Annotated in this window: 29 protein-coding genes and 1 tRNA gene (1 of these 30 only partly in view); 16 read left to right on the top strand and 14 right to left on the bottom strand. The window is 39.1% G+C overall.

From position 1 onward, the window contains the following. Positions 1 to 12: 12 nt before the first annotated feature. Positions 13 to 777: a ParA family protein gene (locus HDCHBGLK_RS05980; protein ID WP_004607099.1), complete on the bottom strand. Its 765-nt coding sequence runs from the start codon at positions 775 to 777 to the stop codon at positions 13 to 15. 478 nt (positions 778 to 1,255) lie between these two features. Here HDCHBGLK_RS05980 and HDCHBGLK_RS05985 point away from each other — a divergent pair, with 478 nt between their 5' ends. Further along, on the top strand, positions 1,256 to 2,215 hold the full coding sequence (locus HDCHBGLK_RS05985; protein ID WP_004607100.1) for an alpha/beta fold hydrolase: 960 nt from the start codon (positions 1,256 to 1,258) through the stop codon (positions 2,213 to 2,215). Positions 2,216 to 2,296: 81 nt separating this feature from the next. Here the strand turns inward: HDCHBGLK_RS05985 and rsmG are convergent, their stop codons facing one another. The 8 genes from rsmG to rpmH form a co-directional block, all read right to left on the bottom strand. Continuing rightward, entirely contained in the window at positions 2,297 to 3,010 is a 714-nt protein-coding gene (gene rsmG, locus HDCHBGLK_RS05990; protein WP_004607101.1) for a 16S rRNA (guanine(527)-N(7))-methyltransferase RsmG, read from the bottom strand. Positions 3,011 to 3,063: 53 nt separating this feature from the next. Further along, positions 3,064 to 4,968 carry a tRNA uridine-5-carboxymethylaminomethyl(34) synthesis enzyme MnmG gene (mnmG, locus tag HDCHBGLK_RS05995; protein ID WP_004607102.1) on the bottom strand — a complete coding sequence of 635 codons (1,905 nt, stop codon included), beginning with the start codon at positions 4,966 to 4,968 and terminating at the stop codon, positions 3,064 to 3,066. Further along, entirely contained in the window at positions 4,934 to 6,349 is a 1,416-nt protein-coding gene (mnmE, locus tag HDCHBGLK_RS06000) for a tRNA uridine-5-carboxymethylaminomethyl(34) synthesis GTPase MnmE (RefSeq protein WP_004607103.1), read from the bottom strand. Before mnmE ends, mnmG begins: the two co-directional genes overlap by 35 nt. Positions 6,350 to 6,413: 64 nt before the next feature. Next, positions 6,414 to 7,214, bottom strand: coding sequence for an RNA-binding cell elongation regulator Jag/EloR (jag, locus tag HDCHBGLK_RS06005; RefSeq protein WP_004607104.1), 801 nt, complete (start codon positions 7,212 to 7,214; stop codon positions 6,414 to 6,416). A gap of 12 nt (positions 7,215 to 7,226) precedes the next feature. After that, entirely contained in the window at positions 7,227 to 8,294 is a 1,068-nt protein-coding gene (locus HDCHBGLK_RS06010; protein WP_009248424.1) for a YidC/Oxa1 family membrane protein insertase, read from the bottom strand. Between the two features lie 30 nt (positions 8,295 to 8,324). Beyond that, a complete protein-coding gene (gene yidD, locus HDCHBGLK_RS06015; protein WP_004607106.1) occupies positions 8,325 to 8,537 on the bottom strand; it encodes a membrane protein insertion efficiency factor YidD in 213 nt (70 codons plus the stop codon). A 6-nt stretch (positions 8,538 to 8,543) separates the two neighbouring features. After that, positions 8,544 to 8,885: a ribonuclease P protein component gene (gene rnpA / locus HDCHBGLK_RS06020; protein ID WP_004607107.1), complete on the bottom strand. Its 342-nt coding sequence runs from the start codon at positions 8,883 to 8,885 to the stop codon at positions 8,544 to 8,546. Positions 8,886 to 8,934: 49 nt separating this feature from the next. Further along, a complete protein-coding gene (gene rpmH / locus HDCHBGLK_RS06025) occupies positions 8,935 to 9,069 on the bottom strand; it encodes a 50S ribosomal protein L34 (protein WP_004607108.1) in 135 nt (44 codons plus the stop codon). 341 nt (positions 9,070 to 9,410) lie between these two features. Here rpmH and dnaA point away from each other — a divergent pair, with 341 nt between their 5' ends. The 6 genes from dnaA (at position 9,411) to gyrA (ending at position 17,897) form a co-directional block, all read left to right on the top strand. After that, positions 9,411 to 10,796 carry a chromosomal replication initiator protein DnaA gene (gene dnaA, locus HDCHBGLK_RS06030; protein WP_004607109.1) on the top strand — a complete coding sequence of 462 codons (1,386 nt, stop codon included), beginning with the start codon at positions 9,411 to 9,413 and terminating at the stop codon, positions 10,794 to 10,796. A gap of 247 nt (positions 10,797 to 11,043) precedes the next feature. Further along, positions 11,044 to 12,153: a DNA polymerase III subunit beta gene (dnaN, locus tag HDCHBGLK_RS06035; protein ID WP_009248426.1), complete on the top strand. Its 1,110-nt coding sequence runs from the start codon at positions 11,044 to 11,046 to the stop codon at positions 12,151 to 12,153. Positions 12,154 to 12,163: 10 nt separating this feature from the next. Beyond that, positions 12,164 to 12,373, top strand: a complete 210-nt coding sequence (locus HDCHBGLK_RS06040; RefSeq protein WP_004607112.1) for an RNA-binding S4 domain-containing protein — start codon at positions 12,164 to 12,166, stop codon at positions 12,371 to 12,373. Continuing rightward, on the top strand, positions 12,363 to 13,454 hold the full coding sequence (gene recF / locus HDCHBGLK_RS06045; protein ID WP_004607113.1) for a DNA replication/repair protein RecF: 1,092 nt from the start codon (positions 12,363 to 12,365) through the stop codon (positions 13,452 to 13,454). Before HDCHBGLK_RS06040 ends, recF begins: the two co-directional genes overlap by 11 nt. A 10-nt stretch (positions 13,455 to 13,464) precedes the next feature. Next, positions 13,465 to 15,399 (top strand): DNA topoisomerase (ATP-hydrolyzing) subunit B, encoded by a 1,935-nt coding sequence (gyrB, locus tag HDCHBGLK_RS06050; RefSeq protein WP_004607114.1) that lies wholly within the window; start codon positions 13,465 to 13,467, stop codon positions 15,397 to 15,399. An 11-nt stretch (positions 15,400 to 15,410) separates the two neighbouring features. Further along, on the top strand, positions 15,411 to 17,897 hold the full coding sequence (gene gyrA, locus HDCHBGLK_RS06055; protein WP_004607115.1) for a DNA gyrase subunit A: 2,487 nt from the start codon (positions 15,411 to 15,413) through the stop codon (positions 17,895 to 17,897). A gap of 86 nt (positions 17,898 to 17,983) precedes the next feature. On the opposite strand, the gene HDCHBGLK_RS06060 is transcribed toward gyrA, so the two are convergent. Continuing rightward, on the bottom strand, positions 17,984 to 18,445 hold the full coding sequence (locus HDCHBGLK_RS06060; protein ID WP_009248427.1) for a C-GCAxxG-C-C family (seleno)protein: 462 nt from the start codon (positions 18,443 to 18,445) through the stop codon (positions 17,984 to 17,986). Between the two features lie 199 nt (positions 18,446 to 18,644). Here HDCHBGLK_RS06060 and HDCHBGLK_RS06065 point away from each other — a divergent pair, with 199 nt between their 5' ends. The 9 genes from HDCHBGLK_RS06065 (at position 18,645) to HDCHBGLK_RS06105 (ending at position 23,986) form a co-directional block, all read left to right on the top strand. After that, on the top strand, positions 18,645 to 18,998 hold the full coding sequence (locus tag HDCHBGLK_RS06065) for a DUF2975 domain-containing protein (protein WP_004607117.1): 354 nt from the start codon (positions 18,645 to 18,647) through the stop codon (positions 18,996 to 18,998). Between the two features lie 11 nt (positions 18,999 to 19,009). Next, on the top strand, positions 19,010 to 19,228 hold the full coding sequence (locus HDCHBGLK_RS06070) for a helix-turn-helix domain-containing protein (protein ID WP_004607118.1): 219 nt from the start codon (positions 19,010 to 19,012) through the stop codon (positions 19,226 to 19,228). Further along, positions 19,212 to 20,795: a DUF4153 domain-containing protein gene (locus tag HDCHBGLK_RS06075; RefSeq protein ID WP_004607119.1), complete on the top strand. Its 1,584-nt coding sequence runs from the start codon at positions 19,212 to 19,214 to the stop codon at positions 20,793 to 20,795. Before HDCHBGLK_RS06070 ends, HDCHBGLK_RS06075 begins: the two co-directional genes overlap by 17 nt. A gap of 87 nt (positions 20,796 to 20,882) precedes the next feature. Then, complete coding sequence (locus HDCHBGLK_RS06080) at positions 20,883 to 21,725, top strand: fumarate hydratase (protein ID WP_004607120.1); 843 nt, start codon at positions 20,883 to 20,885, stop codon at positions 21,723 to 21,725. Between the two features lie 2 nt (positions 21,726 to 21,727). Then, entirely contained in the window at positions 21,728 to 22,279 is a 552-nt protein-coding gene (locus tag HDCHBGLK_RS06085) for a Fe-S-containing hydro-lyase (protein WP_004607121.1), read from the top strand. Further along, positions 22,276 to 22,992, top strand: a complete 717-nt coding sequence (locus HDCHBGLK_RS06090; protein ID WP_004607122.1) for a lysophospholipid acyltransferase family protein — start codon at positions 22,276 to 22,278, stop codon at positions 22,990 to 22,992. Before HDCHBGLK_RS06085 ends, HDCHBGLK_RS06090 begins: the two co-directional genes overlap by 4 nt. A 60-nt stretch (positions 22,993 to 23,052) precedes the next feature. Continuing rightward, positions 23,053 to 23,376, top strand: coding sequence for a recombinase family protein (locus tag HDCHBGLK_RS06095; RefSeq protein ID WP_004607123.1), 324 nt, complete (start codon positions 23,053 to 23,055; stop codon positions 23,374 to 23,376). A 223-nt stretch (positions 23,377 to 23,599) separates the two neighbouring features. After that, positions 23,600 to 23,863, top strand: coding sequence for a hypothetical protein (locus HDCHBGLK_RS06100; protein WP_009248435.1), 264 nt, complete (start codon positions 23,600 to 23,602; stop codon positions 23,861 to 23,863). Between the two features lie 35 nt (positions 23,864 to 23,898). Next, a tRNA-Ser gene (locus tag HDCHBGLK_RS06105) sits at positions 23,899 to 23,986 on the top strand. 134 nt (positions 23,987 to 24,120) lie between these two features. On the opposite strand, the gene HDCHBGLK_RS06110 is transcribed toward HDCHBGLK_RS06105, so the two are convergent. The 4 genes from HDCHBGLK_RS06110 to HDCHBGLK_RS06125 all read right to left on the bottom strand — a co-directional run. After that, the gene (locus tag HDCHBGLK_RS06110) at positions 24,121 to 24,315 is read right to left on the bottom strand and encodes a hypothetical protein (RefSeq protein WP_004607984.1); all 195 of its coding nucleotides are present in this window, start codon (positions 24,313 to 24,315) and stop codon (positions 24,121 to 24,123) included. Positions 24,316 to 24,350: 35 nt separating this feature from the next. Next, complete coding sequence (locus HDCHBGLK_RS06115) at positions 24,351 to 25,532, bottom strand: IS91 family transposase (protein ID WP_039909242.1); 1,182 nt, start codon at positions 25,530 to 25,532, stop codon at positions 24,351 to 24,353. Between the two features lie 178 nt (positions 25,533 to 25,710). Further along, a complete protein-coding gene (locus tag HDCHBGLK_RS06120) occupies positions 25,711 to 25,905 on the bottom strand; it encodes a hypothetical protein (RefSeq protein ID WP_004607984.1) in 195 nt (64 codons plus the stop codon). A 35-nt stretch (positions 25,906 to 25,940) separates the two neighbouring features. Then, a protein-coding gene (locus HDCHBGLK_RS06125) for an IS91 family transposase (RefSeq protein ID WP_039909242.1) crosses the window boundary here: on the bottom strand, positions 25,941 to 26,969 show its 3' portion. Its footprint extends 153 nt past the window's final position; the window shows 1,029 of its 1,182 coding nt (coding positions 154-1,182); the start codon falls outside the window, past its right edge; the stop codon is at positions 25,941 to 25,943.

Below are 26,969 nucleotides of genomic sequence, written 5' to 3' on the forward strand. Positions count from 1 at the left end.
TCCTCCTATAGTTTACAATCCTTTACTTATTACTTCATCGGCAAGTCTCATATAACTCTCGGAACCTGCTGACTTTGGATCATATTGATTAATCGGCATACCATAACTCGGTGCTTCAGCAAGACGAATATTTCTTGGTATGATTGTTTTATAAATATTTTGTTGAAGATTGTCCTTTACATTCTCCACAACCTGTAATGACAAGTTTGTTCTGGCATCATACATAGTAAATACTACGCCCTCTATTTCCAAATCCGGATTCAGTCTGTCTTTTACTAATTCCACTGTATGGATTAATTGGCTTAATCCCTCCAATGCATAGTATTCACATTGGATAGGAACTAAAACAGAATCTGCCGTTGTCATTGCGTTGATTGTCAGCATGCTCAGCGACGGCGGACAATCGATAATAACAAAATCATAATTATCCCGTATCTTCTGAATAGAATTTCTAACAATAAATTCCTTATTTTCAACGTCAATAAGTTCTATTTCCGCTGCCGATAAATCTATATTTGTAGGAAGTACATCCAGATTCTCCATTGTCTCTTTCTGCAGTACTTCCTCTATATCAGATTCACCGATTATCATATCATATACCGTTTTTTCTAAAAACTCTTTATCCAGTCCCAGACCGCTGGTCATATTCCCCTGAGGATCCATGTCTACGGCAAGAACTTTTTTACCTTTATCGGCAAGACAAGCGGATAGATTAATTGCAGTCGTTGTTTTACCTACTCCGCCCTTTTGATTGGCGATAGCTATAATTCTTCCCATTTATTAATCACCTTTCTTTTTAGCATAGATTTAGTATAACACTTTTTATAGTACTTATCTACAAAATGTTTCACGTGAAACATAGTTTTTCTATTATTCATAAATGTTTCACGTGAAACATATTATATTTGGTTAATTTTTTCAAGGAATGTTTCACGTGAAACATTTTTAGTTTAATTTCTCATACTACTATTTCTTATATTTGTCTATTTAAATATTTTTTATTGTATTACCGTATATCAAAATATTATTTATAAAGTCATTTCATTTCTAATTTCACTTATGGTAGTTAATAGTTTTATCATTTTAATTAACCCGACTCGGAATATTCAATCATATATACTTTTCTTGGTAGTAGAATGTTATTAATATATAAGTCCTTTAGTGTTTCACGTGAAACATTTACATAAAACTTAATCTGTAGTATAATAATATTATCTTTTCATACAGAGATTATTATAGAAAGAGGGGTATAAGTATGAGTTGGAAGAAAAAACTTGCAGCCGGTACAGCATTACTTGGATTATCCACACTAACGATACATATGATAAATAAATTTGTATATTTTTCAGCAACGCTTGATAACTTATTAAGTAACCCATCAGGTTCATACTATGAATGGAAATTTGGAAAAATATATTATACCAAAAAGGGCAATGGAAAACCTCTACTGTTAATACACGATTTAACCACCTCCAGTTCTGCTTATGAATGGAATAAGGTTATAGATAAGTTTTCAAAAACCAATACTGTTTATTGTCTGGATCTTTTAGGTTGTGGACGATCTGATAAGCCTAATCTTACTTATACTAATTATTTATATGTACAACTTTTAACTGATTTTATTAAGCATGTAATTGGAAATAAAACGGATATTATTGCAACCGGTGAGTCTGGCTCATTTGCCATAGCTGCCTGCCAAAACGACCCGACAATAATAGACCAGATTGTTCTTGTGAATCCACCTAACATCAAATTATTGTCAAAGATACCATCTAAAAGAACGAAGGTACTTACCGGATTTATTAATCTACCAATCTTCGGAACATTCTTATACAATATGTTGACAAGAAAGAAAAATATTGATGAAACGTTTAGAATGAATTATTATTATAATTCTGAAGATATTGATGAAAGTATAATAAATACTTATTATGAAACCGCCCATTCTGGAAATGCACTGTCCAAATATTTGTTTGCCAGTCAATGCGGTCACTATAATACAGTAAACATCTCTCACTGTCTGAAGTCTTTAACAAACAGTATTTTCATAATTACTGGTGATGGAAATCCAGAAAATATGAGTGTAGCAGATATGTATAAGAATATATTACCTTCCATAGAAATCGAAGGCGTAAAGGAAACTAAGCACCTGCCTCAATTAGAAAAATCCAGCGATTTTGTAGATAAGGTAGATATACTCCTTGGAAATTGTTGATAATCGGAGAAAATAATTTGAATAATAAAGAGTGAAGTAACAGAATCAATTATACTGCTACCTCACTCTTTGTTTTAATCTTTACTTTAGTGGTTCCTTTGATGGTAAACCTGCTTTTCTTGGAAATTTCTTGCCTGTACTCTTTATCTTATTAATCTTCACAAAAGACCTGCCTATATCTGTACCTGGAAGTTGGAATCTATAGATATCTTCCAGTTCACCGCCAAGTATTCGAACCGCTTTTCCAGATTCATATATTTCCTTATCTATATCCCCGGACTTATAGGAAATAAATATACCCCCTACCCGTATATACGGCAGACAATATTCGCTGAGCGTAGCAAGATTTGCTACTGCCCTTGAAACGCATAAATCATATTTTTCACGGTATTCTGCCTGTCTTGCATAGTCCTCCGCTCTTCCATGAATTGTATGAATATCCTTCAGTCCAAGTTCTTTGATGACCGTATCAAGAAACTTAATCCTCTTATTTAGAGAATCCAGCAGTGTAATTCTAAGGTGGGGAAATGCAATCTTCAAAGGTATGCCTGGAAATCCTGCTCCTGTACCCACATCTATTACATGATTTACATTCTCAAGATCCAATACTTCTACCAAGGAAAGACTATCTACAAAATGCTTTTCCACCACTTCCCCATATTCCGTAATCCCCGTAAGATTCATCACTTTATTCCATTCAACCAGAAGTTGGTAAAAATCATCAAACTGTTTTCTTTGAATTTCATTGATTTGTATTCCTAGTTTTTCTAGTTTTTCTTCTAATAAATGTTCCATTATACTCTCCACTATTTTTCATCACCGCCATTTGCTTTAAATACATCAAGACTTTATCTCATCTCAAGATAAACCAAAAGCACTGATATATCTGCAGGCGATACGCCAGATATTCTCGATGCCTGTCCTATGGAAGCGGGGCGATACTCTTTTAATTTCTGTAAGGCTTCTAAACGCAGACTCTTTACCAAATTATAATCAATGTCTTCCGGAATCTTCTTATTTTCAAGTTTTTTAAACTGTTCCACCTGCTTTTTCTGCCTGCTGATATATCCATCATATTTGATGGAAATATTAATCTGCTCTACAACCTCTTCTTCCAATTCCTCCGGAAGTACTGGCCTGCATTCATCTATATCTGCCAGCATTTCATAAGAAAGTTCCGGCCTGCGGATTAATTCTGCGACGGTAGATCCAGATGACAGCGGAGTACTTTCATACGACTTAAGCAGATTCTGAACTTTTTCATTCGCGCCGACACTGGCATGAGTTAGGCGCTTTACTTCTTTTTGAATTAATTCTTCCTTTTCAAGCAGGCGATGGTATCTCTTCTCTGATATAAGGCCTACTTCATAGCCTATTCTTGTAAGCCTCTGGTCAGCATTATCCTGTCTCAGAAGAAGGCGGTATTCTGCGCGCGATGTCATCATTCTGTACGGCTCATGGCTTTCTTTTGTTACCAGATCATCAATCAACACTCCGATATAGGCCTGAGATCGGTCCAATATTATGCTCTCTTTTCCCTGCAGCTTCCTGGCTGCATTTATGCCGGCGATCAGCCCTTGAGCCGCCGCTTCTTCATATCCGGAACTTCCATTAAACTGCCCTCCGCTATAAAGGCCGCTGATATTTTTAAATTCAAGGGAAGGTCTAAGCTGTCTGGCATCAATACAATCGTATTCTATCGCGTATGCGTTCCTGACAATCTTAACATTTTCAAGTCCTGGTACTGTCCGATACATTTCATATTGAACATCTTCCGGCAGCGAGCTGGACATTCCCCCGATATACATTTCATTCGTTTCCAGGCCTTCCGGCTCGATAAATACCTGATGCCTGTCCTTGTCTGCAAACTTTACCACCTTGTCTTCTATAGAAGGACAGTATCTGGGTCCGGTTCCCTCAATCATACCAGAAAATAGAGGGGAACGATCCAGATTCTTCCTGATGATCTCATGAGTTCTTGGATTCGTATATGTCAGCCAGCAGGATGACTGATCTATCTGTACATCTTTTGGATCAGTGGTAAATGAAAAAGGAATCACCTTTTCATCTCCAAACTGTTCCTCCATTTTGCTGAAATCTACAGAATTTTTATCTATTCTGGCAGGCGTCCCTGTTTTGAACCGATACATTTTGATTCCTAAATCCTCCAGGCAGTCTGTCAGATAATTAGCCGCCTGCAGCCCATTTGGCCCTGTATAATTGCTTACGTCTCCATAGATGCAGCGGGAACGAAGATAAGTACCTGTACAAAGAATGACCGCCCTGCATGGATATATTGTCCCGGAAAAGGTCTGAACTCCGGTAACCTTGCCCTCGTCTACTAATATTTTGACAACCTCATCCTGTTTTATATCAAGATTATCCTGATTCTCCAGAACCTGTCTCATTGTTCTGCTGTACCACGCCTTATCTGCCTGGGCTCTGAGAGAATGAACCGCAGGTCCCTTTGACTTATTGAGCATCTTCGACTGGATAAAGGTCTGATCAATTACCTTGCCCATCTCTCCTCCAAGCGCATCTATCTCGCGAACCAAATGTCCCTTAGAACTGCCGCCTATATTAGGATTACAAGGCATTAATGCTATACTTTCTACACTGACGGTAAATACCATTGTCTGATATCCTAGCCTTGCCGTCGCGAGGGCAGCCTCGCATCCCGCATGTCCGGCTCCAATTACTACTACATCATATCCATCTTTATTTACCCATACAGAATTTGCTGAATATTTCATTTACCAAATCTTCTCCTATCGTTTCACCTGTAATGCTTCCGAGAGATTCATAGGCATCCATCAAGTCAATGCTGTAGAAATCCTCAGGCATCCCGGCATCAATACTTTCCGTTACTCTTTCCAGCGCATTATAAGCATCCTGAAGCGCGGTCTTATGACGAATATTTGTTATATATATCTCATCATTAAATGAAAGATTTCCTTCAAAAAACATATCCTTTAGTTTTTCTTCCAATTCATCAATTCCCTGTTTATTTTTGGCAGAAATCTCAATAATAGGTATTGGTTCGCCACTTTTTTTTGCAGGATTACTTGCAAAATATGCCTCCTGAACCTTTTCTTTTGTTACTATCATATCTAAATCCGATTTATTTAGCAATATGATAGAAGGTTTTCCTTTTATTAGACTTAATATTTCATAATCATTTTCATCTAATTCTGTTGATGCATCAATCACGTAAATAATCAAGTCTGCCTTATCTGCATGACTTTTTGCTTTTTCTACGCCAATCTTCTCCACCACATCTTTTGTATCCCTGATTCCTGCAGTATCCATAATATTTAAAGATATCCCTTGAAGATTAATATGTTCCTCCAGCACATCCCTTGTGGTTCCTGCAATTTCCGTCACTATCGCCTTATCCTGCCCCAGCAGTACATTAAGCAAGGAAGACTTTCCGGCATTCGGCTTTCCTAATATTACCGTCTGAATTCCTTCTTTTATAAGACGTCCATCATCACATGTACGCAATAGTTTCTCAATATCATTTCTTAATTTCCGGACAACAGATTCCAATTCTTCCCCATACTCATCAACACTGATATGTTCAGGATCATCCAATGCTGTCTCAATAAATGCTGTATGGTAAATTATTTCTTTTCTTATGTTATTTATTTTATTCTTAATACTGCCTTTTAACTGGTTTATTGAACTTTGCAACGCATACTCGTTCTGGGATACGATTAGATCGCCGACTGCTTCTGCCTGGGATAAGTCCAGGCGCCCATTCAGGAATGCGCGCTTGGTAAACTCTCCGGGTTGTGCCGGCCTTGCTCCATTTTCAATCAGGAGTTCCAGAATCTTCTTCACAATATATACGCCGCCATGACAGTTAATCTCTATTGTATCTTCCCCCGTATAGCTATGAGGACTTCTCATAATCATTACAAGGACTTCATCAATCTCTTTCCCTCTATCTGTAATATATCCATAATGAATCGTATGGGATTGCTGCTGGGAGAGCTTCTTATTCTTCTTTCCCTTATATACCCTGTCCGCTATATCGAATGCATCACATCCGCTCATTCTTACAATCCCTATTCCTGCATTACTCATGGCTGTAGAAATAGCAGCAATTGTAGTATCATAATGATTATTCATGATCTCCTCCTGTTCTAATATAGAAAAAAATAGGGGTCATATCCTAACCCCTACTTTCTTACTTTTATTTACGTACAAGAGTTACGACAACTCTTCTATAAGGCTCTTCTCCCTCACTATGTGTGGATACTGCCGGATCCCCCTGAAGCGCGGAATGTATAATTCTTCTTTCATATGGATTCATCGGCTCTAAAGAAACGGTTCTTCTCGTTCTCTTTACCTTGCTTGCAATATTCTTCGCAAGATTTTCCAAGGTTTCCTTCCTTCTTCTACGATAATCTTCCGTATCAAGCTTTACACGGACATATCCTTCCTGCATCTTATTGGCGACTCTGTTCGTAAGATACTGAAGCGAATCAAGAGTCTGTCCACGCTTGCCAATAAGAATTCCCATGTTGCTTCCTTCCATATCAATCGAAAGAGCACCTTCTTCATCAACGACGGATGTCACCTTCACGTCCGTCATATCCATTGCCTTCAATACATCATAGATAAACTTTTCGCAAGCCTCGATTGTCTGGCTCTCGACCTTTGCCAGATCTGCCTCCTTCTTTGCCGGCTCTTTCTTTACTGTCTCTTTTTTTATGGTTTCCTTCTTCGCAATTTCTTTCTTTACAGTCTTGGGCTCTTCCTTTTTCATAACAGCAGGCTCTGACTTTACATCTTCCACAATCTCTGCTTCCGGCTCTTCGACGACTTTTCTGCGTGCTTTGATGACTGCCTGCTTCATTCCTATACCAAGGAAGCCTGCACTGCCTTTTTCAATAACTTCATATTCCAGCTGATCGCTTGTTACGCCTAATTGAATTAATGCTTCGGTAATTGCATCATCCAACGTTTTTGCTGACACAGTAATGTATTCCATGATAGCCGCCCCCTAATCATTTTCATTAAATTTCTTAACCATGTTTGCTTTTGATGCAAGGCTTCCGGCTTTTGCATTCTTGGCATTTTCCTTTGCCTTTGCTACCTTTTCTTCTTTTTCCTTCTCGCTTATGCTTGATACGTTACGCTTAGCGGTTTCCCTTATGCTCTTTGTATTTGTCTGAGCCATAGCATTGATTCTCTCTGCCTTCTCGCCCCGCTTCTCACGTTTCTTAGCAGCTTTTTCCCTGTTCTTTTCAATCAAGTCATCCACGGACATCTTAGAAAGATGCTTGTTAATCATCAACTGCTGTACACAACGTACTACCGCACTTATAATCCAGTAAAGACCAATACCTGTCGGCAGTGTGAATACCATGAAGATGGAGAACAAAGGCATTGTCATATTCATTGTCTTCATTGTTCCAGCCATCGGATTATCCTTGTCCAGCTGCTGGCCTGAGATAGACTGTGAAAGCCTGATACTCAGATATTGCGTAAGACCCGATATAATTGGAAGCAGGATTGCCGTTACAATGATTACCGCAGCCGGAAGACCATAATCTCCGCTGTTCTTAATCATAACTGTAGGCGAAACTGTCAGATTCGGAATGGTAATAAATCTATTTACAGCGTCCGGAGCATTCTTGATTGCCGGTACATAAGTCTGAATATCATAGATAACCGGGTACAAGGCAAACAGGAACGGCATCTGTATTAATAAAGGAAGACATCCGCCTGTCATTGATGTTCCATATTTGTCATATACCTGCTGCATCTCTTCCTGCTGCTTCAGCATGGAAGCCTGATCTCTTTTATTCTTATATTTCTTCTGAATCGCCTGAAGTTCAGGATTCATAACAGAAGACATCTTTGCTGTCCTCTGCTGCTTAATTGTCAGCGGCATCATGCATGTATATACTAATATTGTATAGATAATGATTGATAATCCGACAAGCCCGCTGTCACTTGGCAGAATACTATCTAATATGGTATAGATAAAGTTCATAACTTTACCTAATAACCAGCAAATCTGACCGACAATAGGCCAGTTTGCAGCAGTCAGTAAACTAAACGTCATTCTCTCTTCCTCCATTGTAGTTGTAAATCATTAAGGAACGGGGTCATATCCACCCTTAGCAAAGGGATTACAACGCAATATTCTCCAAACCGCCATAAGTCCTCCCTTGAAAGCGCCATACTTTTCAATTGCTTCTACAGCATACTGAGAGCAGGTTGGAAAATAGATACATGTAGAATAACTCTTCAGGCCAGATAAATATTTCTGATAAAACCTGATTAAGCCTAACATAATCTTTTTCATAATACGTTACCCCAAATCTATAATTTCATGAAGACGTCCCAGATGAAGCAATGCGCTCTCAATGTCTTTATAGGTTCTACCCTTTGCGCCTATTCTTGCTATTACAACGATATCTATTCCACATCTGAATCTGTCTTCTTGCAATCTATAGCTTTCTCTAATTAATCTAGTCAATCTGTGTCGTACTATACTATTTCCTACTTTTTTACTTACAGATATTCCCAATCGGTTCTTTCCGGTATTATTTTCCTTAATATACATTACCAGATACTTATTCGCATAAGATTTTCCACACTTATAAACAAGTTGGAAATCCTTATTTTTCTTCAGTGATTCGGAATATTTCATTGCCTGATTCTCCTAATTTTTAGAGAAGAAAAGGCCACATATATGCGGCCTACGCTGATAATCTCTTTCTTCCCTTTGCTCTTCTGCTAGCAAGTACTTTTCTTCCACCTGCCGTGCTCATTCTTGATCTGAATCCATGAACTTTAGCTCTTTGTCTCTTTTTTGGTTGGAATGTCATTTTCATAGATATCCACCTCCTTATATTTTATAAGGGAATACCCCTACTTTTTTTTCTAAGACATCAGTTTTGATTATATTAAAAAAATGGCTCTACGTCAAGCAAAACCTGGATTTTTATAAATTATTTTATCCACAAATTGTGGATAACCTGTTAATTTTAGGTGGATAATGTGTGGATATTAAAATATTTTTGATTTTATTTGTTTAAAACAAGCCTTTTTAAACTGTGAATAAAGTTATCCACATGGATTAAAGATTGCTTAAATCCTTATTTTGATGTAGAATATATGAGAGTGGGTCTTTATTTAAAAAGCCACGAATTGGATAGATTAGGAGTTTGCTGAAATGAACATAGTACAGGAAAAATGGCCGGAAATTATCGAACATCTTAGAATAGAGCATGAATTATCCAATGTATCTTTTACAACCTGGATACAGCCTTTAAAAGTATATGATGTAATTGATAATACGGTATTTATATTAGTAAATATGAATGCCAGTGTTGAATATATTGAAAAGAAGTATCTTCTTCCTCTTAAGGTGTGTATCGCAGAGATTACAGGGACTGAATTTGAAGTAATGTTCATTTCAGAAGACGATGACAAGCTGGATGAGATCCAGAATATGGCCATCGAGGCCAGCCAGAAGAAAAAGACAAAGACCGCAGCTGAAAAGGCAGGACTGAATCCCAAGTATACATTTGATACATTTGTAGTAGGAGGAAATAACAACTTTGCCCACGCTGCCTCGCTTGCTGTTGCAGAATCTCCTGGCGAGGTATACAATCCATTATTCATATATGGAGGCGTAGGACTTGGCAAGACACATCTTATGCATTCCATCGCCCACTTCATATTAGATAAGAATGCTAAAAAGAAGGTATTGTATGTCACAAGCGAGACTTTTACCAATGAACTGATCGAGGCCCTTAAAAATGGAAGGACTGCCGGCAATGAATCCGCTATGTCCAAGTTCAGGGACAAGTACAGGAATAATGATGTCCTGCTTATTGATGACATCCAGTTTATTATCGGTAAAGAAAGTACTCAGGAAGAATTCTTCCATACTTTTAACCACCTCCACACTTCTGGAAAGCAGATCATTATCTCCAGCGATAAGCCCCCTAAAGATATTGAGACGCTGGAAGCAAGGCTTAGGACTCGTTTCGAGTGGGGCCTGATTGCAGATATATCTGCTCCTGATTATGAGACCAGGATGGCTATCCTGCAGAAGAAGATTGAACTGGACCATTTGGAAAAATATAACATCCCGAGAGACGTGCTCCAGTATATCGCTGAAAATATCAAGACCAATATTCGTGAATTAGAGGGATCTCTAAATAAACTGATAGCCCTTTATAAGCTGAATAACAACGATGTGATCGATATTTCTCTCGCATCAGAAGCACTTAAAGATATTGTATCTTCACAGAATAACCGCAAAGTGACGCCAGAACTTATACTCGATATCGTATCGGATCATTTCGGCATCTCTATCGCAGATCTTAAAAGTAATAAAAGAAGCGCGGACATTGCCAATCCAAGACAGATTTCCATGTATCTCATCCGTACTATGACAGAGGTTCCATTAAAAGGAATTGGCATTATTCTTGGAGGAAAGGATCATTCAACCGTAAAATACGGTGTAGAGAAGATTACTAATGAAATGAAAAGAAATGAAACACTTTCCAATACCATTAATATTATAAAAAAGAAAATAAATCCGGCATGATGTTAATAAAAATGTGGACAACTCTTGGATAACTTGTTCTTCGAGAAATTAAATCGTGAAAAAGGAAAACTTATCACCATCATGTCCACAACCACATCCAACACAATCCACACAATTTTAAAAGTCGGAAACACTGATAAATAGAGGGGTGGAAGTAGTTTTCCTCTTTTCCACAGCCCCTAATAAGAATAAGACGGAAATATTTAATATAAATATCTATTCCCGCTTCGCGAAAGGAGTTATACACATGAAAATAATTTGCAGCAAATCTAATCTTGTAAAAGGAGTAAGCATCGTATCCAAGGCCGTTCCCTCTAAAACAACCATGCCAATACTGGAATGTATTTTGATAGATGCTACTACCGACATTATCAAACTGACAGCAAACGATATGGAACTTGGAATCCAGACTGAGATCGAGGGACAGATCACGGAAAGAGGAATGATTGCTATCGATGCAAGAATCTTTTCCGAGATTGTACGTAAACTTCCTGACAATGAAGTAACCATTGAGACTGACAGCAATCTTCAGACGGTTATTACCTGCGAGAAAGCAAAGTTTGATATTGCGGGTAAGCCAGGAGAAGAGTTCTCCTATCTTCCAATCATAGAGAAAGAGGAGTCTATAGAAATATCCCAGTTTACGTTGAAAGAAATTATCAGGCAGACCATATTTTCTATTGCTGATACGGAGAGTAATAAATTAATGACTGGAGAATTGTTCGAGATAAAAGATAATATCTTAAGAGTCATTTCATTGGACGGACATAGAATTTCCATCCGCAAGATCGAGTTAAAGGACCAGGTGACCGATAAAAAATTGATCGTTCCCGGAAAGACCTTGATTGAAGTCAGCAAGATATTGTCCGGAGAGATTGAAAGCATGGTCAATATCTCTTATACCAATAATCACATTGTATTTGAATTTGACAATACCATTGTGGTCTCCAGATTGATTGAAGGAGAATATTTTAAGATTGACCAGATGCTTTCAAGCGACTACGAGACTAAAGTAAGAATCAACAAGAAAGAGTTGCTCAACTGTATCGACAGGGCGACCCTTCTTGTCAAAGAAGGAGATAAAAAGCCGATTATCATTAACATTGGGGATGAGCTTATGGAACTTAAGATTAAGTCCCAGGTTGGCTCCATGAATGAAGAAATATATATAAGCAAAGAAGGAAAAGACCTGCTGATCGGATTTAATCCTAAGTTTCTTATTGACGCGCTTCGCGTAATTGATGATGAAGAAGTAACCTTATATCTGATGAATGCAAAAGCTCCGTGCTTTATCAAGGATGACGAAGAGAATTATATCTACCTGATATTGCCGGTAAATTTTAATGCGGTAGCATAGGGAGGCTTAGATGGAAGTAATTAAGTTAAGAGATGACCACATTAAGCTGGGGCAGGCATTGAAAGCTGCAGGTCTTGTGGAATCAGGCGTAATGGCAAAAGAAGTAATTGTGGATGGCCAGGTGAGAGTCAATGGTGAAACAGATACGCGAAGAGGCCGCAAGCTTTATGCAGGAGATATCGTAACTTTTAATGGGGAAGAAATAAGAATTGAAGATTGAGTCTTTAAAATTAAAGAATTTCAGAAATTATGATCTTTTAAAACTTGAATTTGATGAAGCCACCAATATATTTTATGGAGACAATGCACAGGGCAAAACAAATATACTGGAGGCTGTATATCTGTCCGGCACCACCAAATCGCACAGGGGTGCCAAAGACAGGGACCTGATAAAGTTTGACCAAAATGAATCGCATATTGAGGCTATTGTCGAGCGAAACGGCATTAACTATCAGATTGATATGCATTTGAAAAAAAATAGCCCCAAAGGCATTGCGATCAATAAGATGCCTATCCGGAAAGCAAGCGAATTATTTGGAATCGTGAACCTTGTATTTTTCTCCCCGGAAGATCTGAATATTATCAAGAATGGGCCTTCTGAACGACGAAGGTTTGTAGATCTGGAACTGTCCCAGCTTGATAAAGTATATCTGAATGACTTGTCTAATTATAATCGGATTGTTAATCAAAGAAACCATTTATTAAAAGATATGGGGTTTGGAAAACAGCAAGATCTAATGGATACTCTGGATATATGGGATTTGCAATTAATCCAATATGGTACTAGAATAATAGACAGAAGGAAAAAAATCGTGGAAGAAATAAACAAAATCATTTCTTCCATTCATGGAAAGTTGACTGGTGGAAAAGAGAACCTTCAGGTGATCTATGAACCAAGCAATGGAAGCCTTACTTTGGAACAGGCGCTTGCCAGAAATCTGGAAAGGGATCTTAGGATGAAAAGCACGTCGGTCGGTCCGCACAGGGACGATATCTGCTTTATGGCAGGAGACCTTGATATCAGGCGTTATGGTTCCCAGGGACAGCAGCGGACGGCAGCCCTATCCTTAAAACTTTCTGAGATAGAACTAGTAAAACAGGCAATACATGATACGCCTGTTTTATTACTTGATGATGTATTGTCTGAACTTGACAAACACAGGCAAAACTATTTATTAGATAGTATTCATGATATACAGACGCTTATTACCTGTACGGGTGTAGACGAATTTGTAAATCATCGTTTTTCTATAAACAAAGTATTTCATGTCCAAAATGGGCAGGTAGCGAAAGAAAACTAGGAGGATTAGAATGGGTACAGAAAAAGTACAGCACGAATATGGTGCGGATGAAATTCAGATACTGGAAGGTCTGGAAGCTGTAAGAAAGCGTCCTGGCATGTATATCGGTAGTACTTCATCCCGCGGACTTCATCATCTGGTATATGAGATTGTTGATAATGCTGTGGATGAGGCATTGGCAGGATTCTGTGATACTATTTTGGTAAGTATTAATAAAGACAACTCTATAACGGTTGTTGATAACGGACGTGGAATTCCGGTTGGAATCAACCATAAGGCAGGACTTCCGGCAGTAGAAGTTGTATTTACCGTACTTCATGCAGGCGGAAAGTTTGGAGGAGGAGGCTACAAGGTATCCGGAGGCCTTCATGGCGTTGGAGCCTCTGTCGTAAATGCTTTGTCTGATTGGCTGGAAGTTGAGATATTCAGTAAAGGAAAGATATACAAGCAGCGTTATGAACGCGGAAAAGTGGCACAGAAACTGGCAGTCATTGGGGAATGTGAGCCGGATAAGACCGGTACTAAAGTTACATTCTTCCCGGATGACACTATTTTCGAGGAAACCGAGTTTGATTATGATATCCTCAAGCAGCGTTTCCGCGAGATGGCGTTCCTCACCAAGGGGCTGAAAATCATACTTAGGGATGAAAGACCGGAGGAAGAGCCAATTGAGAAGGTATTCCATTATGAAGGAGGAATCAAGCAGTTTGTTGAATATTTGAACCGCAGCAAGACTCCTTTGTACGAAGATATTATTTATTGCGAGGGAATGGCAAATGGCGTAGCGGTCGAAGTGGCAATGCAGCATAATGACTCCTACAGCGACAATACTTATGGATTTGTAAATAACATAACGACGCCGGAGGGGGGAACCCATATCGTCGGTTTTCGTAATGCATTGACAAAGACGTTTAATGACTATGCAAGGAAGAATAAGTTATTAAGGGACAACGAGCCTAATCTCTCAGGAGAAGATATTAGAGAAGGGCTTACCGCTATTATCAGCGTTAAGATCGAAGACCCGCAGTTTGAGGGACAGACGAAGCAGAAACTTGGCAATAGCGAGGCCAGAGGGGCTGTAGACAGCATCGTCAGCAATCAGCTGGTCGTATATCTGGAGCAGAACCCATCTATTGCTAAGATGACGATTGAGAAATCCGTCATGGCCCAGAGGGCAAGGGAGGCCGCAAGAAAGGCAAGGGATCTTACAAGAAGAAAATCAGCGCTCGATGGAATGTCTCTGCCGGGCAAGCTTGCAGACTGCTCGGATAAAGATCCGAAAAACTGCGAGATCTATATTGTTGAGGGAGATTCCGCAGGGGGCTCCGCAAAGACGGCAAGAGACCGTGCGACTCAGGCAATCCTTCCTCTTCGTGGTAAGATATTGAATGTAGAAAAGGCAAGGCTTGACAAAATATATGGCAATGCGGAAATCAAGGCTATGATTACGGCATTTGGCACAGGAATTCATGATGATTTTGATATCTCAAAACTTCGTTATCATAAGATTATCATTATGACGGATGCGGACGTGGATGGCGCACATATCAGTACATTATTATTAACGTTCCTTTATCGTTTTATGCCTGATCTGATCAAGGAAGGATATGTGTATATGGCACAGCCGCCTTTATATAAGCTGGAGAAAAACAAAAAGGTATGGTATGCATACAGCGATGAAGAACTGGATGGCATCCTTACAGAAGTAGGACGTGACGGCAATAATAAGATCCAACGTTACAAAGGTCTTGGAGAGATGGATGCGGAACAGTTGTGGGATACCACGATGGATCCGGAACATAGAGTGCTGCTTCGGGTTACAATGGATGAAGAGACCACCTCAGAACTGGATCTTACATTTACGACGCTTATGGGAGATAAAGTAGAGCCAAGAAGAGAGTTTATTGAGGAAAATGCAAAATACGTTAAGAACTTGGATGTGTAGGAGGATAGAGAATGGAAGATAATATATTTGACAAAGTCCATGAAGTGGACCTGAAAAAAACAATGGAAACCTCCTATATCGACTATGCGATGAGCGTGATTGCTTCCCGTGCATTGCCGGATGTAAGAGACGGACTTAAACCGGTCCAGAGAAGAATCCTGTATTCTATGATCGAGCTGAATAACGGGCCGGATAAGCCGCACAGAAAATGTGCCCGTATCGTTGGAGATACCATGGGTAAATATCATCCTCATGGAGATAGTTCCATCTATGGAGCACTGGTAAATATGGCTCAGGAATGGTCTACCAGATATCCGCTTGTAGACGGACATGGAAACTTTGGCTCCGTAGATGGAGACGGCGCGGCAGCGATGCGTTATACAGAAGCAAGATTAAGCAAGATTTCCATGGAACTGACTGCTGATATCAACAAAGATACGGTTGATTTTGCTCCTAACTTTGATGAAACGGAAAAAGAGCCTGTAGTATTGCCTGCCAGATTTCCGAATCTGCTGGTTAACGGAACATCAGGAATTGCCGTAGGAATGGCGACTAATATACCGCCCCATAATCTGAATGAAATCATTAATGCAGTGGTGAAAATCATTGATGATCAGATTGAGGATAAAGAAGAGACTACCATTGAGGAAATTCTTAAGATTATTAAAGGACCTGATTTTCCTACAGGCGGAATGATCCTTGGCACCAGAGGGATCGAAGAGGCATACAGGACAGGCCGTGGAAAGATCCGCGTGCGTGCTGTCACCGATATAGAGACGATGCCCAATGGAAAAAGTCGGATTATCGTTACCGAACTTCCTTACATGGTAAATAAGGCAAGACTGATCGAAAAGATTGCCGAGATGGTAAGAGACAAGAAGATTGATGGCATTACAGATTTAAGCGACCAGTCAAGCCGCGAGGGAATGCGTGTAGTAATTGAATTGAGAAAGGACGTTAATGCCAACGTGCTTTTAAATCAGCTCTATAAGCATACCCAGCTTCAGGATACGTTTGGCGTGATCATGCTAGCTCTTGTGAATAACGAGCCAAGAGTAATGAACATTCTGGATATGCTCAACTATTATCTTCAACATCAGGAAGAAGTAGTAACACGCAGGACAAAATACGAATTAAATAAAGCAGAAGAAAGAGCCCATATTTTACAGGGCTTGCTGATCGCTCTGGATAATATTGACGAGGTAATCAGGATTATCAGAGGATCCCAGACAGTTCAGATCGCAAAGGCCGAATTGATGGAGAGATTTGGACTTTCAGAAGTTCAGTCACAAGCAATCGTGGATATGCGTCTGCGCGCGCTGACCGGATTGGAAAGAGAGAAGCTGGAAAACGAGTATCAGGAACTGATGAAGCAGATCAGAGAGTTAAAGGCTATCCTGGCTGATCGAAAACTGCTTCTTGGAGTCATCAAGGAAGAGATACTGATCATTCGGGATAAATATGGGGATGAGAGAAGGACGTCTATAGGATTTGATGAATTTGATATCTCCATGGAAGATCTGATTCCGAAGGAAGATGTTGTCATTACTATGACTAAGCTTGGATATATCAAGCGTATGTCGCATGATACATTTAAATCGCAGAACCGTGGCGGCAAAGGCATTAAGGGAATGCAGACTCTGAAGGAAGATTATGTGGAAGAGTTATTCATGACGCATACCCATCACTATATCATGTTCTTTACCAATACAGGAAGGGTATACCGTATGAAGGGATATGAGATACCTGAAGCAAGCCGAACTTCAAGAGGAACGGCAATCGTCAATCTTCTGCAATTGATGCCTGGAGAAAAGATAAGCGCAGTGATTCCAATCGAGGAATATAAGGATGGAGAGTATCTGTTCATGGCTACCAAGAAGGGGCTGGTCAAGAAGACGCCTATCACGGAGTACGCGCATGTGAGAAAAACCGGGCTGGCCGCAATCACGCTTCGTGAAGAAGATGAATTGATTGAAGTCAAGTATACGGATAACGACAGGGATGTGCTTCTTGTAACAAAATATGGACAGTGCATCCGATTTGATGAGAAGGACGTTCGCCCGACGGGAAGAACTTCCATGGGTGTCAGGGGAATGAATCTGGCAGACCGGGATGAAGTGATCGGCATGCAGCTTGATTCCCAAGGATGTGACCTTCTGATTGTATCAGAAAAGGGCATGGGAAAACGAACTTCCATCGAAGAGTTCACCTGCCAGAATCGTGGCGGGAAAGGCGTAAAATGCTACAAGATAACGGAAAAGACCGGTAATGTAGTAGGCGTCAAGGCTGTCAATCATGATGATGAAGTGATGATCATCAATACGGAAGGAATCATTATCCGTATGAAGTGCGAGGGAATCTCCGTGCTTGGAAGGGTTACATCTGGCGTCAAGCTGATTAATCTCCAGGAGGGCGACATTGTCGCAAGCATCGCAAAGGTTCGAAAAGGCGATGAAGAACCTATAGATAGTGTAGAAGATACCGATGAGGAATCATAGTTTGATAATGTGGTAAATATCAATCGTACAAAGAAGCCAGAAAATCTATGCAGATATGCGTCTGATTTTCTGGCTTTTAAAATGAATTATTTGGATTCTTCATCCTTTTTTAATTCGCGTATCAGAATTTCTGCGATTTTCTTTACCGTTAACTCCACGAAACGATTGCACTGTGCTTTTCTTTCCGGAGAATTTCTCTCCATGCCTTTTGTAAGAATGCGACAGCAAGTAGCTCCGCAAGCCTCTTTAAAATAGTCGTGGAATTCATTGGTCAGTTCAAAACATCTGGTAATCTTAGAGTCGCCGGGCGTCGTCCTTCCGAAGAAATATCCAATGCACATTGTTCCACCTGCTAATGCGCCGCAGATACATCCGCCGCCCCCAAGTCCCCATGGAAATCCTGAACTCATAGCAATCGCTTCGTCTGGAATATCCACTTCAAAATGCTTGCGGATTGCATAGATGACAGATTCCGAACAGGCGAATCCTTGGTTGAAGATATCAACCGCGTCTTTCTGTATTTGCTCCATGTCAATATTTGTATTCATATGAAAACCTCCTCTGCTATTATCCATTTTATCTCAATATGACAGATTTTTAAAGTAAAAACTAAACTCTGGTCTCTAAAAATATTTTTATCGAAAAACAATAAAAATATATTGAAATTCAATAAAAACCATGATATAGTATTTTCATACAAGAAAAGTATAAGACACAATTAAAAAATAGCAAAAGGATGTGGAATAGATGGATACAGGATTTATAAAGTTTACTAAATATGTGCTTGATATTATGTATTTCGGAGGATTTGTCGTACTAATAACACTTCCAGCAACTATAAAATTTCTTGGTAAATATTATTCTTCGGTAATCACCAAGAATTTTGCACTTATGCTCTTTGTATTTGTAATATCTGGTATTTTGGGCATTTTGATTATTGGCATTGTCATCATGTTCATATTCAAGTTATTTTTTGTTCCAACTCCCGCTACAGGGATTATTATACTGGTTTTCTTTATTGCAGCCTTATTTAGCCAGGTTTTGGCAGATGTATTTGAAAAATCAGTAAATTATAAAGAAGAAAACGATCTTACAATATAGGAGGTGCCGTTGTGGGAATAAAGATTAATCTGGATGTCATGATGGCACAGAGGAAAACAGGGCTTGTGGAACTTGCAGGAAGGATAGATATTACCCCCGCAAACTTATCCATTCTAAAAAATAATAAGGCAAAGGCTATCCGGTTTTCAACCTTGGAGGCTATTTGCAAAGAGTTAGGATGCCAGCCGGGCGATATCATAGAATACTGTACGGATGAAGACGACAAATAAAAGCAATCATATGGAGGTGCTGTTTATGAATGTAACGGAGAGGCCATTAATCGCTAAGATGAGAGAAAATTACAGGTATTTTGGAGGATTAAGCTTATTATATGGAATAATATTCGCATTCTGCCTGTATAAGAATATGCATGGAATCACATTTCCTGTATGTGTAGCTATTACAATTGTATTTGCAGTATTATTTCTTAAGAAGATTAACTACAGGATCATGAAGCAGTCCTTGCCTTATATTGTAGGCATGATATTGCTGTCTATATCTACCGTACTTACCTCTTCCTTTTTTCTTCATTTTTTTAATCTGGCAGGTATTATTCTGCTCTTCTTTGTGTTTATGATCCACCAGTTCTATAATGATAGAGACTGGAATTTTCCTGCCTATTTGAAACGGATCTTTATCCTGGCTGGGACGGTGATAGAGTCAATTCCGAAGCCTTATGCACATGGGGCGGAATATCTTGGAGGAAGCAAAAATAAGAAGAACCATATCATTATTGCTATAGCTATTGGCCTATGCATAGCCATCGGATCTTTATGCGTGATTCTTCCTCTCCTTCTTAATTCAGATATTATATTTGCAAAGTTTTTTGGAGAGATGCTAAAATACATTAATTTCAGAACCATATTTGGAATTGGCCTTACTGTAGTCATAGGATTTACATTGAGTTATGCGTTTTTCTGCGGCCTTTGCAAATATAATTTTCCAGAAGGTAAGGAAAGAAGGAGAAAATACTATAATCCTGTAATCGGAATTACATTTACAAGCGTCATTTCCTTTATATATCTTATCTATTGCCTGATTCAGATTATGTATTTATTCATAGGAATCCAAAAAGGCCTTCCATCCGACGTCACTTATGCCCAATATGCAAGGACTGGATTCTGGGAACTGCTGACGGTGGGAATGATCAATTTTGTCATGGTATTGTTATGCATGTATCTGTTCCAGGATCATATCGCAATGAAGATTATACTGACAATTATATCCGGATGTACATTTATCATGCTGTTTTCCGCAGCCTATAGAATGATGATGTATATTGGCGCATATCATTTGACATTCCTGAGAATCCTGGTTTTATGGTTCTTGATAGTTCTGGCATTGATTATGGGAGGGGTAATCATAAGCATCTATAAGGGCAGGTTTCCATTATTCCGATATATTATGGGCGTAGTGAGCATTATGTATATAGGCCTTGCATTTTCCAGGCCCGATGTTGTTGCAGCCAAATATAACATTGCTCATGAGGAGAAACTGAAAGTTGAAGATGTACGTTATATGATGAACCGAATGTCCATAGACGTAGCTCCTATCATTGCGGGTATTGATCCTAGGTCTGATGTAGACTATAATTCCAAAGGAATATATGAGAATGCTGACAATCTGGAACAAAGCATGTACTACTACTTTTCTGATATTGCTCAGGGAAACGAGGGAATCTTTTTCAGAAAGGCTAATTATTCCAGAATCCGCGCCAAACTGGCTGCAGACAAATATTTAGAATTAAATGACAGGAGCAAAGAATATGACTTTGAGTATAGAGACTATAAATATTAGCAGACATATTTTGACAGAATTGTCCGGAACATTTATACTAAGATAGGCGGTAGATGCCATATCCTATTTTGATGCGGGAGGAAAAGAATGCGAACGATAGATGTCAGCGAGATTACAGAGAATATAAAAGAGATGTGCATGGAAGCGAACCATTATCTGTCAAAAGATATGGATAATGAAATGAAAAAGGCGGTAGAGACAGAAGAATCCCCCTTGGGAAAGCAGATACTTCTTCAGCTTCAGGAAAATCTTCAGATAGCGGCAGAAGATAGGATTCCCATCTGCCAGGATACGGGAATGGCTGTGATATTTATAGAAATCGGTCAGGACGTGCATTTTGTAGGTGGAATTCTGGAAGATGCCATAAACGAAGGCGTCCGTCAGGGATATAAGGAAGGATATCTTCGAAAGTCTGTCGTAGGAGATCCCATAATCCGTGAGAATACAAAAGATAACACCCCTGCGATTGTTCATTATAGTATTATAAAAGGTGACAAAGTAAAGATAAAAGTTGCTCCAAAGGGCTTTGGAAGTGAAAATATGAGCCGGGTATTCATGTTGAAGCCTGCGGATGGGATTGAAGGGGTTAAAAATGCAATCCTGACGGCAGTGAGGGATGCAGGCCCCAATGCCTGTCCTCCGATGGTTGTAGGCGTAGGAATAGGCGGTACTTTTGAAAAATGCGCTCTTATGGCTAAGGAGGCTCTGACCCGTGAGGCAGGAGCACACTCCGATATACCGTGGGCAAGGGAATTAGAAGAAGAAATGCTTGATAAGATCAATAAACTTGGCATAGGACCTGGAGGGCTTGGCGGGACTACGACTGCCCTGGCAGTTAACGTAAATACATATCCCACGCATATTGCCGGACTTCCAGTGGGAATTAACATATGCTGCCATGTAAACCGGCATATTATCAGGGAGGTGTAATTATGGATAAGCATATACAGGCTCCAATTACGAAGGAAGTATCCGAGTCTCTACGGGCAGGGGATTATATTTATATTACCGGAACCATCTATACGGCAAGAGACGCGGCGCACAAAAGGATGGATGAGACTCTGGCAAGAGGGGAGACGCTGCCAATCAATATAGAAGGCCAGGCAATTTATTATATGGGACCGTCTCCTGCAAGGGAGGGACGGCCTATTGGATCAGCCGGGCCTACGACATCAAGCCGGATGGATAAGTATGCGCCGAAACTTCTTGATATGGGACTCGCGGCTATGATTGGAAAAGGAAAGAGGAGCAAGGAGGTCATGGATGCGATAATCAGAAATAAAAGCGTCTATCTGGCAGCCGTAGGAGGAGCTGGGGCGCTTCTTTCGAAATGTATCAAATCTTCAGAAGTAGTAGCATATGAAGACTTGGGAACAGAGGCAATCAGGAAACTGGAAGTAGTTGATTTTCCGGTTATCGTTGTGGCTGACTGCGTGGGCAATAATCTGTATGAGACTGCGATCAAGGAGTATCAAAAGATATGAAAAGAATATTATTGATGGTGTTCCGGAATATCATCCTGGTGCCAGCTATGTGGGTCAAACTATGTTATTACGCATCCCATGTGGACAAATATACAGAGGAACAGCGCTATGCCATGCTTAAATTCATAGTATTACGCGCGAACAAAGGTGGAAATGTAACGATAGATGTCCATGGAAGGGAAAATATCCCAGATAAAGATGGATTTATGTTTTTTCCTAACCACCAGGGATTATATGATGTCCTTGCTATATTGGAAGCCTGTACCAGACCATTTTCAGTTGTGGCCAAGAAAGAAGTTGCCAATATCCAGTTCCTGAAGCAAGTATTTGCATGTATGAAAGCCTATATGCTGGATAGAGAAGATGTAAGGCAGGCGATGCAGATCATAATAGATGTATCTAAGGAAGTGGAACATGGAAGAAATTATCTGATATTTGCAGAGGGGACCCGTTCCAAGAATGGCAACGAGGTGCAGGAATTTAAAGGAGGAAGCTTCAAGGCAGCCACAAAGGCTAAATGTCCGATCGTTCCAGTGGCGCTCATTGATTCCTTTAAGCCTTTTGATACAAATACTATAAGTCCGGTAACAGTGCAGGTACATTTTCTAAAGCCTTTGCGTTATGAAGATTATAAGGATATGAAGACGAAAGATATTGCTGCATTGGTAAAAGAAAGAATACAGAAGACAATTCATGAAAATACAGTAAAATGATTATAATAAGTAGAGAGAGGATAGAAGTCCTCTCTTTATTTATTTGCAGAGGAGAAAAGTTTGAATGAAATATATGGCTATGTAAGGGCCTCTTCCAAAGATCAAAATGAAGACCGACAGTTGATTGCGCTTAGCGATTTTCCTGTTCCCCAAAAGAATATATACATGGATAAGCTAAGCGGCAAAGATTTCAACATGCCCCAGTATAAGAGATTATTAAATATGATAGAAGATGAGGATGTCCTGGTAATAAAATCTATCGACAGGCTGGGACGCAATTATTCGGAAATATTAGATCAATGGAGATATCTGACTAAAAACAAGAAAGCGTATAAAAGATTTCTATGGATTTTTACAGGGTGTATAAAAGATGGAAGCGTATAATACCTTTATAAAGTGGGCCACATATATGGAAAATGAGAGCAAAGGAATAAAAAAGTAGACTTTAATGCGCGGGTAAGTTATAATGAAAACAATTAGCAAATATAGGTTTTGAATCTATTAACTACATATATTAAAGAAAAAGTAAACTGTTTTGTAATTAACTGTACAAAAAAGTCTGCTTTTTTGTACAGAATAAGTTACGAATGATGGGGGACAGGTGTCTGTGAGGAGTGTAAGTCTATTAGAAGATCTGGCAGAGAAGATAGGATGCGATTGCCTGTCAGATTTACGCCTTATGCAGGAAAAGTGGCTGCCAAGGCTAAAGGCAGAGTTGGAAAATATAGATGAAGAAGAATATAGTTTGTCTAATTGGAATGAGGTGATTTTATATATAACAGGCAGTCAGTCAATTGATTCTATGGGAATTAATGAAGCATCAAAAGCGAAAGATTATATGATTCAATGGCTAGATGCAAAAAAGGATTGACAATATGAAAAACCTTTAGTATAATAACCCTTGCTGGAGAAATACTCAAGAGGCTGAAGAGGCGCCCCTGCTAAGGGTGTAGGTCGGGTAACCGGCGCGAGGGTTCAAATCCCTCTTTCTCCGTTTAGTCAGTATTGACTGTCTGAGACAATCGGTTTCAGACAGTTTTTTACTTTATAGGAAAGTTCTCCTTTCGGAGAACTTGGGGACTAAAATAGCCCGCTCAAAAGCGGGCATAGTGAATCAGACGGTTTGGATTAAAAGATGTAAAAGCCCTCTTCACCAAAATCGTCATCATCAAGGTTATCAAATTCATGTAAGAAATAATCCATATCCAGAAGTTCGTCGTCACTCATGTCATGGACTTCTTTAGAAGTCATACCTTCTGGTGGATTTTTAATGTACTGTTCCCTTAGTTCCTTTGCGAGTTCTGCTTCTGTTATACGTTTCATAGTGTGGCCTCCGTTCTTAAGATATATTGAGTTTATCATGAGAAAAGAGGTTTTGGAAGATATGAAAACGAGGCAGGCGAACGACATCTATGTTTTTGCATAGCCTTTTCGTATAATTCATGCAAAGGAACAGGATTATGATTAAAATATAGTTCTAAAAATAGCATGGTTTTTCCACAGTTCGGACATTTTAAAGGATCGTAACCAAAAGAATGTAAGATTGAATCACGCCACCTATTGAGTGAAAGAAAAAAGTTATGTTTTTCTCTGGAAATGGCTTTTCGTAAAAAATTGTCAGAATTACGGTGACGAGCGTAAATACCATAATAGCGAATCATTTTAAAATGTTTTTCAGGGATGTGTTGTGTTAAGCGGTCAATGAATTCCAAAACAGGAACAGTTTCTGTAATAAGTTTATTGTCTTCATGACGGTTGTAATGGAAGGTGACAAAATCACCATCGTAAGAATCAATGCGAGAAGTAGCAATAACAGGTCTGCCAAGATAACGACCGATATATTTGATAACCTGAGAAGGATTACACTTGTTAGGCATGGCGCGAACATAAAAACCATTTTTATCTTTTGCATAGATAGCAGATTTTACTTTTTTGAAAGCTGGACCTATTTTTTGATGGAGTTCATTTAAAAGAGCAGTTTGGAACGCATCACGTAAAAAATGATAGTTAAAATGTTTGAAGTGTCGCCAGGAAAGAGTATTACCAACACCACCTTCAGAAACAAGGCAGTGAATGTGAGGATTCCATTTTAAATCTCTGCCAAAGGTATGAAGGACGCAAATAAATCCAGGAGTAAATAATTCAGATTTATTTTCTTTATGGAACATACGAGAAATCACGCTGTTGACTGCCGAAAAAAGGCAGTTAAGAAGAGAACGGTCTTTAAGAAAAAAAGGCCGCAAAGAATCATCAATGGTAAAAACACAATGCCGATGTTGTACATCAATAATCTTAAAAGACATAGCAGTAGTTCTGTCAATGGAATACATGTTACCACAAGTTGGACAGAAGCGAGAATGACAACGAAAAGCAGTAAATTTGAAATTACCACAATTGGGACAAATATACATGGCGCCACCATAAGATGGATCGCCACAATGAATCATTTTTTCTACATTCTCAACAATAGCATCACGAGGATGTTGAAGATAAATCATTTCTTCATAATGTTCGATAAAAATTTTTTGTAAGATATTCATAAGACCATTATGAAGCAAAATGAAGCAAAAAGAAACCCCTATCCCTCATGATTGAGGGGCAGGGGAGTTGAAGTGTCGAAGACACTATTTTTACTTTATAGGAAAGTTCTCCTTTCGGAGAACTTGGGGACTAAAATAGCCCGCTCAAAAGCGGGCATAGTGAATCAGACGGTTTGGATTAAAAGATGTAAAAGCCCTCTTCACCAAAATCGTCATCATCAAGGTTATCAAATTCATGTAAGAAATAATCCATATCCAGAAGTTCGTCGTCACTCATGTCATGGACTTCTTTAGAAGTCATACCTTCTGGTGGATTTTTAATGTACTGTTCCCTTAGTTCCTTTGCGAGTTCTGCTTCTGTTATACGTTTCATAGTGTGGCCTCCGTTCTTAAGATATATTGAGTTTATCATGAGAAAAGAGGTTTTGGAAGATATGAAAACGAGGCAGGCGAACGACATCTATGTTTTTGCATAGCCTTTTCGTATAATTCATGCAAAGGAACAGGATTATGATTAAAATATAGTTCTAAAAATAGCATGGTTTTTCCACAGTTCGGACATTTTAAAGGATCGTAACCAAAAGAATGTAAGATTGAATCACGCCACCTATTGAGTGAAAGAAAAAAGTTATGTTTTTCTCTGGAAATGGCTTTTCGTAAAAAATTGTCAGAATTACGGTGACGAGCGTAAATACCATAATAGCGAATCATTTTAAAATGTTTTTCAGGGATGTGTTGTGTTAAGCGGTCAATGAATTCCAAAACAGGAACAGTTTCTGTAATAAGTTTATTGTCTTCATGACGGTTGTAATGGAAGGTGACAAAATCACCATCGTAAGAATCAATGCGAGAAGTAGCAATAACAGGTCTGCCAAGATAACGACCGATATATTTGATAACCTGAGAAGGATTACACTTGTTAGGCATGGCGCGAACATAAAAACCATTTTTATCTTTTGCATAGATAGCAGATTTTACTTTTTTGAAAGCTGGACCTATTTTTTGATGGAGTTCATTTAAAAGAGCAGTTTGGAACGCATCACGTAAAAAATGATAGTTAAAATGTTTGAAGTGTCGCCAGGAAAGAGTATTACCAACACCACCTTCAGAAACAAGGCAGTGAATGTGAGGATTCCATTTTAAATCTCTGCCAAAGGTATGAAGGACGCAAATAAATCCAGGAGTAAATAATTCAGATTTATTTTCTTTATGGAACATACGAGAAATCACGCTGTTGACTGCCGAAAAAAGGCAGTTAAGAAGAGAACGGTCTTTAAGAAAAAAAGGCCGCAAAGAATCATCAATGGTAAAAACACAATGCCGATGTTGTACATCAATAATCTTAAAAGACATAGCAGTAGTTCTGTCAATGGAATACATGTTACCACAAGTTGGACAGAAGCGAGAATGACAACGAAAAGCAGTAAATTTGAAATT

Origin of the sequence: [Clostridium] scindens ATCC 35704 (genome assembly GCF_004295125.1) — a bacterium.
GTDB classification, from domain to species: domain Bacteria; phylum Bacillota; class Clostridia; order Lachnospirales; family Lachnospiraceae; genus Clostridium_AP; species Clostridium_AP scindens.

What these genes read in the sequence shown, in the direction of transcription:
- gyrA (WP_004607115.1), top strand. Translation starts at nt 15,411, where the DNA reads ATGGAAGATAATATATTTGACAAAGTCCATGAAGTGGACCTGAAAAAA.
- HDCHBGLK_RS05980 (WP_004607099.1), bottom strand. Translation starts at nt 777, where the DNA reads ATGGGAAGAATTATAGCTATCGCCAATCAAAAGGGCGGAGTAGGTAAA.
- HDCHBGLK_RS06075 (WP_004607119.1), top strand. Translation starts at nt 19,212, where the DNA reads ATGAAGACGACAAATAAAAGCAATCATATGGAGGTGCTGTTTATGAAT.
- jag (WP_004607104.1), bottom strand. Translation starts at nt 7,214, where the DNA reads ATGGAATACATTACTGTGTCAGCAAAAACGTTGGATGATGCAATTACC.
- HDCHBGLK_RS06120 (WP_004607984.1), bottom strand. Translation starts at nt 25,905, where the DNA reads ATGAAACGTATAACAGAAGCAGAACTCGCAAAGGAACTAAGGGAACAG.
- HDCHBGLK_RS06085 (WP_004607121.1), top strand. Translation starts at nt 21,728, where the DNA reads ATGGATAAGCATATACAGGCTCCAATTACGAAGGAAGTATCCGAGTCT.
- rsmG (WP_004607101.1), bottom strand. Translation starts at nt 3,010, where the DNA reads ATGGAACATTTATTAGAAGAAAAACTAGAAAAACTAGGAATACAAATC.
- HDCHBGLK_RS06060 (WP_009248427.1), bottom strand. Translation starts at nt 18,445, where the DNA reads ATGAATACAAATATTGACATGGAGCAAATACAGAAAGACGCGGTTGAT.
- dnaA (WP_004607109.1), top strand. Translation starts at nt 9,411, where the DNA reads ATGAACATAGTACAGGAAAAATGGCCGGAAATTATCGAACATCTTAGA.
- rpmH (WP_004607108.1), bottom strand. Translation starts at nt 9,069, where the DNA reads ATGAAAATGACATTCCAACCAAAAAAGAGACAAAGAGCTAAAGTTCAT.
- HDCHBGLK_RS05985 (WP_004607100.1), top strand. Translation starts at nt 1,256, where the DNA reads ATGAGTTGGAAGAAAAAACTTGCAGCCGGTACAGCATTACTTGGATTA.
- HDCHBGLK_RS06080 (WP_004607120.1), top strand. Translation starts at nt 20,883, where the DNA reads ATGCGAACGATAGATGTCAGCGAGATTACAGAGAATATAAAAGAGATG.
- gyrB (WP_004607114.1), top strand. Translation starts at nt 13,465, where the DNA reads ATGGGTACAGAAAAAGTACAGCACGAATATGGTGCGGATGAAATTCAG.
- HDCHBGLK_RS06040 (WP_004607112.1), top strand. Translation starts at nt 12,164, where the DNA reads ATGGAAGTAATTAAGTTAAGAGATGACCACATTAAGCTGGGGCAGGCA.
- rnpA (WP_004607107.1), bottom strand. Translation starts at nt 8,885, where the DNA reads ATGAAATATTCCGAATCACTGAAGAAAAATAAGGATTTCCAACTTGTT.
- HDCHBGLK_RS06090 (WP_004607122.1), top strand. Translation starts at nt 22,276, where the DNA reads ATGAAAAGAATATTATTGATGGTGTTCCGGAATATCATCCTGGTGCCA.
- HDCHBGLK_RS06110 (WP_004607984.1), bottom strand. Translation starts at nt 24,315, where the DNA reads ATGAAACGTATAACAGAAGCAGAACTCGCAAAGGAACTAAGGGAACAG.
- yidD (WP_004607106.1), bottom strand. Translation starts at nt 8,537, where the DNA reads ATGAAAAAGATTATGTTAGGCTTAATCAGGTTTTATCAGAAATATTTA.
- mnmG (WP_004607102.1), bottom strand. Translation starts at nt 4,968, where the DNA reads ATGAAATATTCAGCAAATTCTGTATGGGTAAATAAAGATGGATATGAT.
- mnmE (WP_004607103.1), bottom strand. Translation starts at nt 6,349, where the DNA reads ATGAATAATCATTATGATACTACAATTGCTGCTATTTCTACAGCCATG.
- HDCHBGLK_RS06010 (WP_009248424.1), bottom strand. Translation starts at nt 8,294, where the DNA reads ATGACGTTTAGTTTACTGACTGCTGCAAACTGGCCTATTGTCGGTCAG.
- HDCHBGLK_RS06065 (WP_004607117.1), top strand. Translation starts at nt 18,645, where the DNA reads ATGGATACAGGATTTATAAAGTTTACTAAATATGTGCTTGATATTATG.
- HDCHBGLK_RS06115 (WP_039909242.1), bottom strand. Translation starts at nt 25,532, where the DNA reads ATGAATATCTTACAAAAAATTTTTATCGAACATTATGAAGAAATGATT.
- dnaN (WP_009248426.1), top strand. Translation starts at nt 11,044, where the DNA reads ATGAAAATAATTTGCAGCAAATCTAATCTTGTAAAAGGAGTAAGCATC.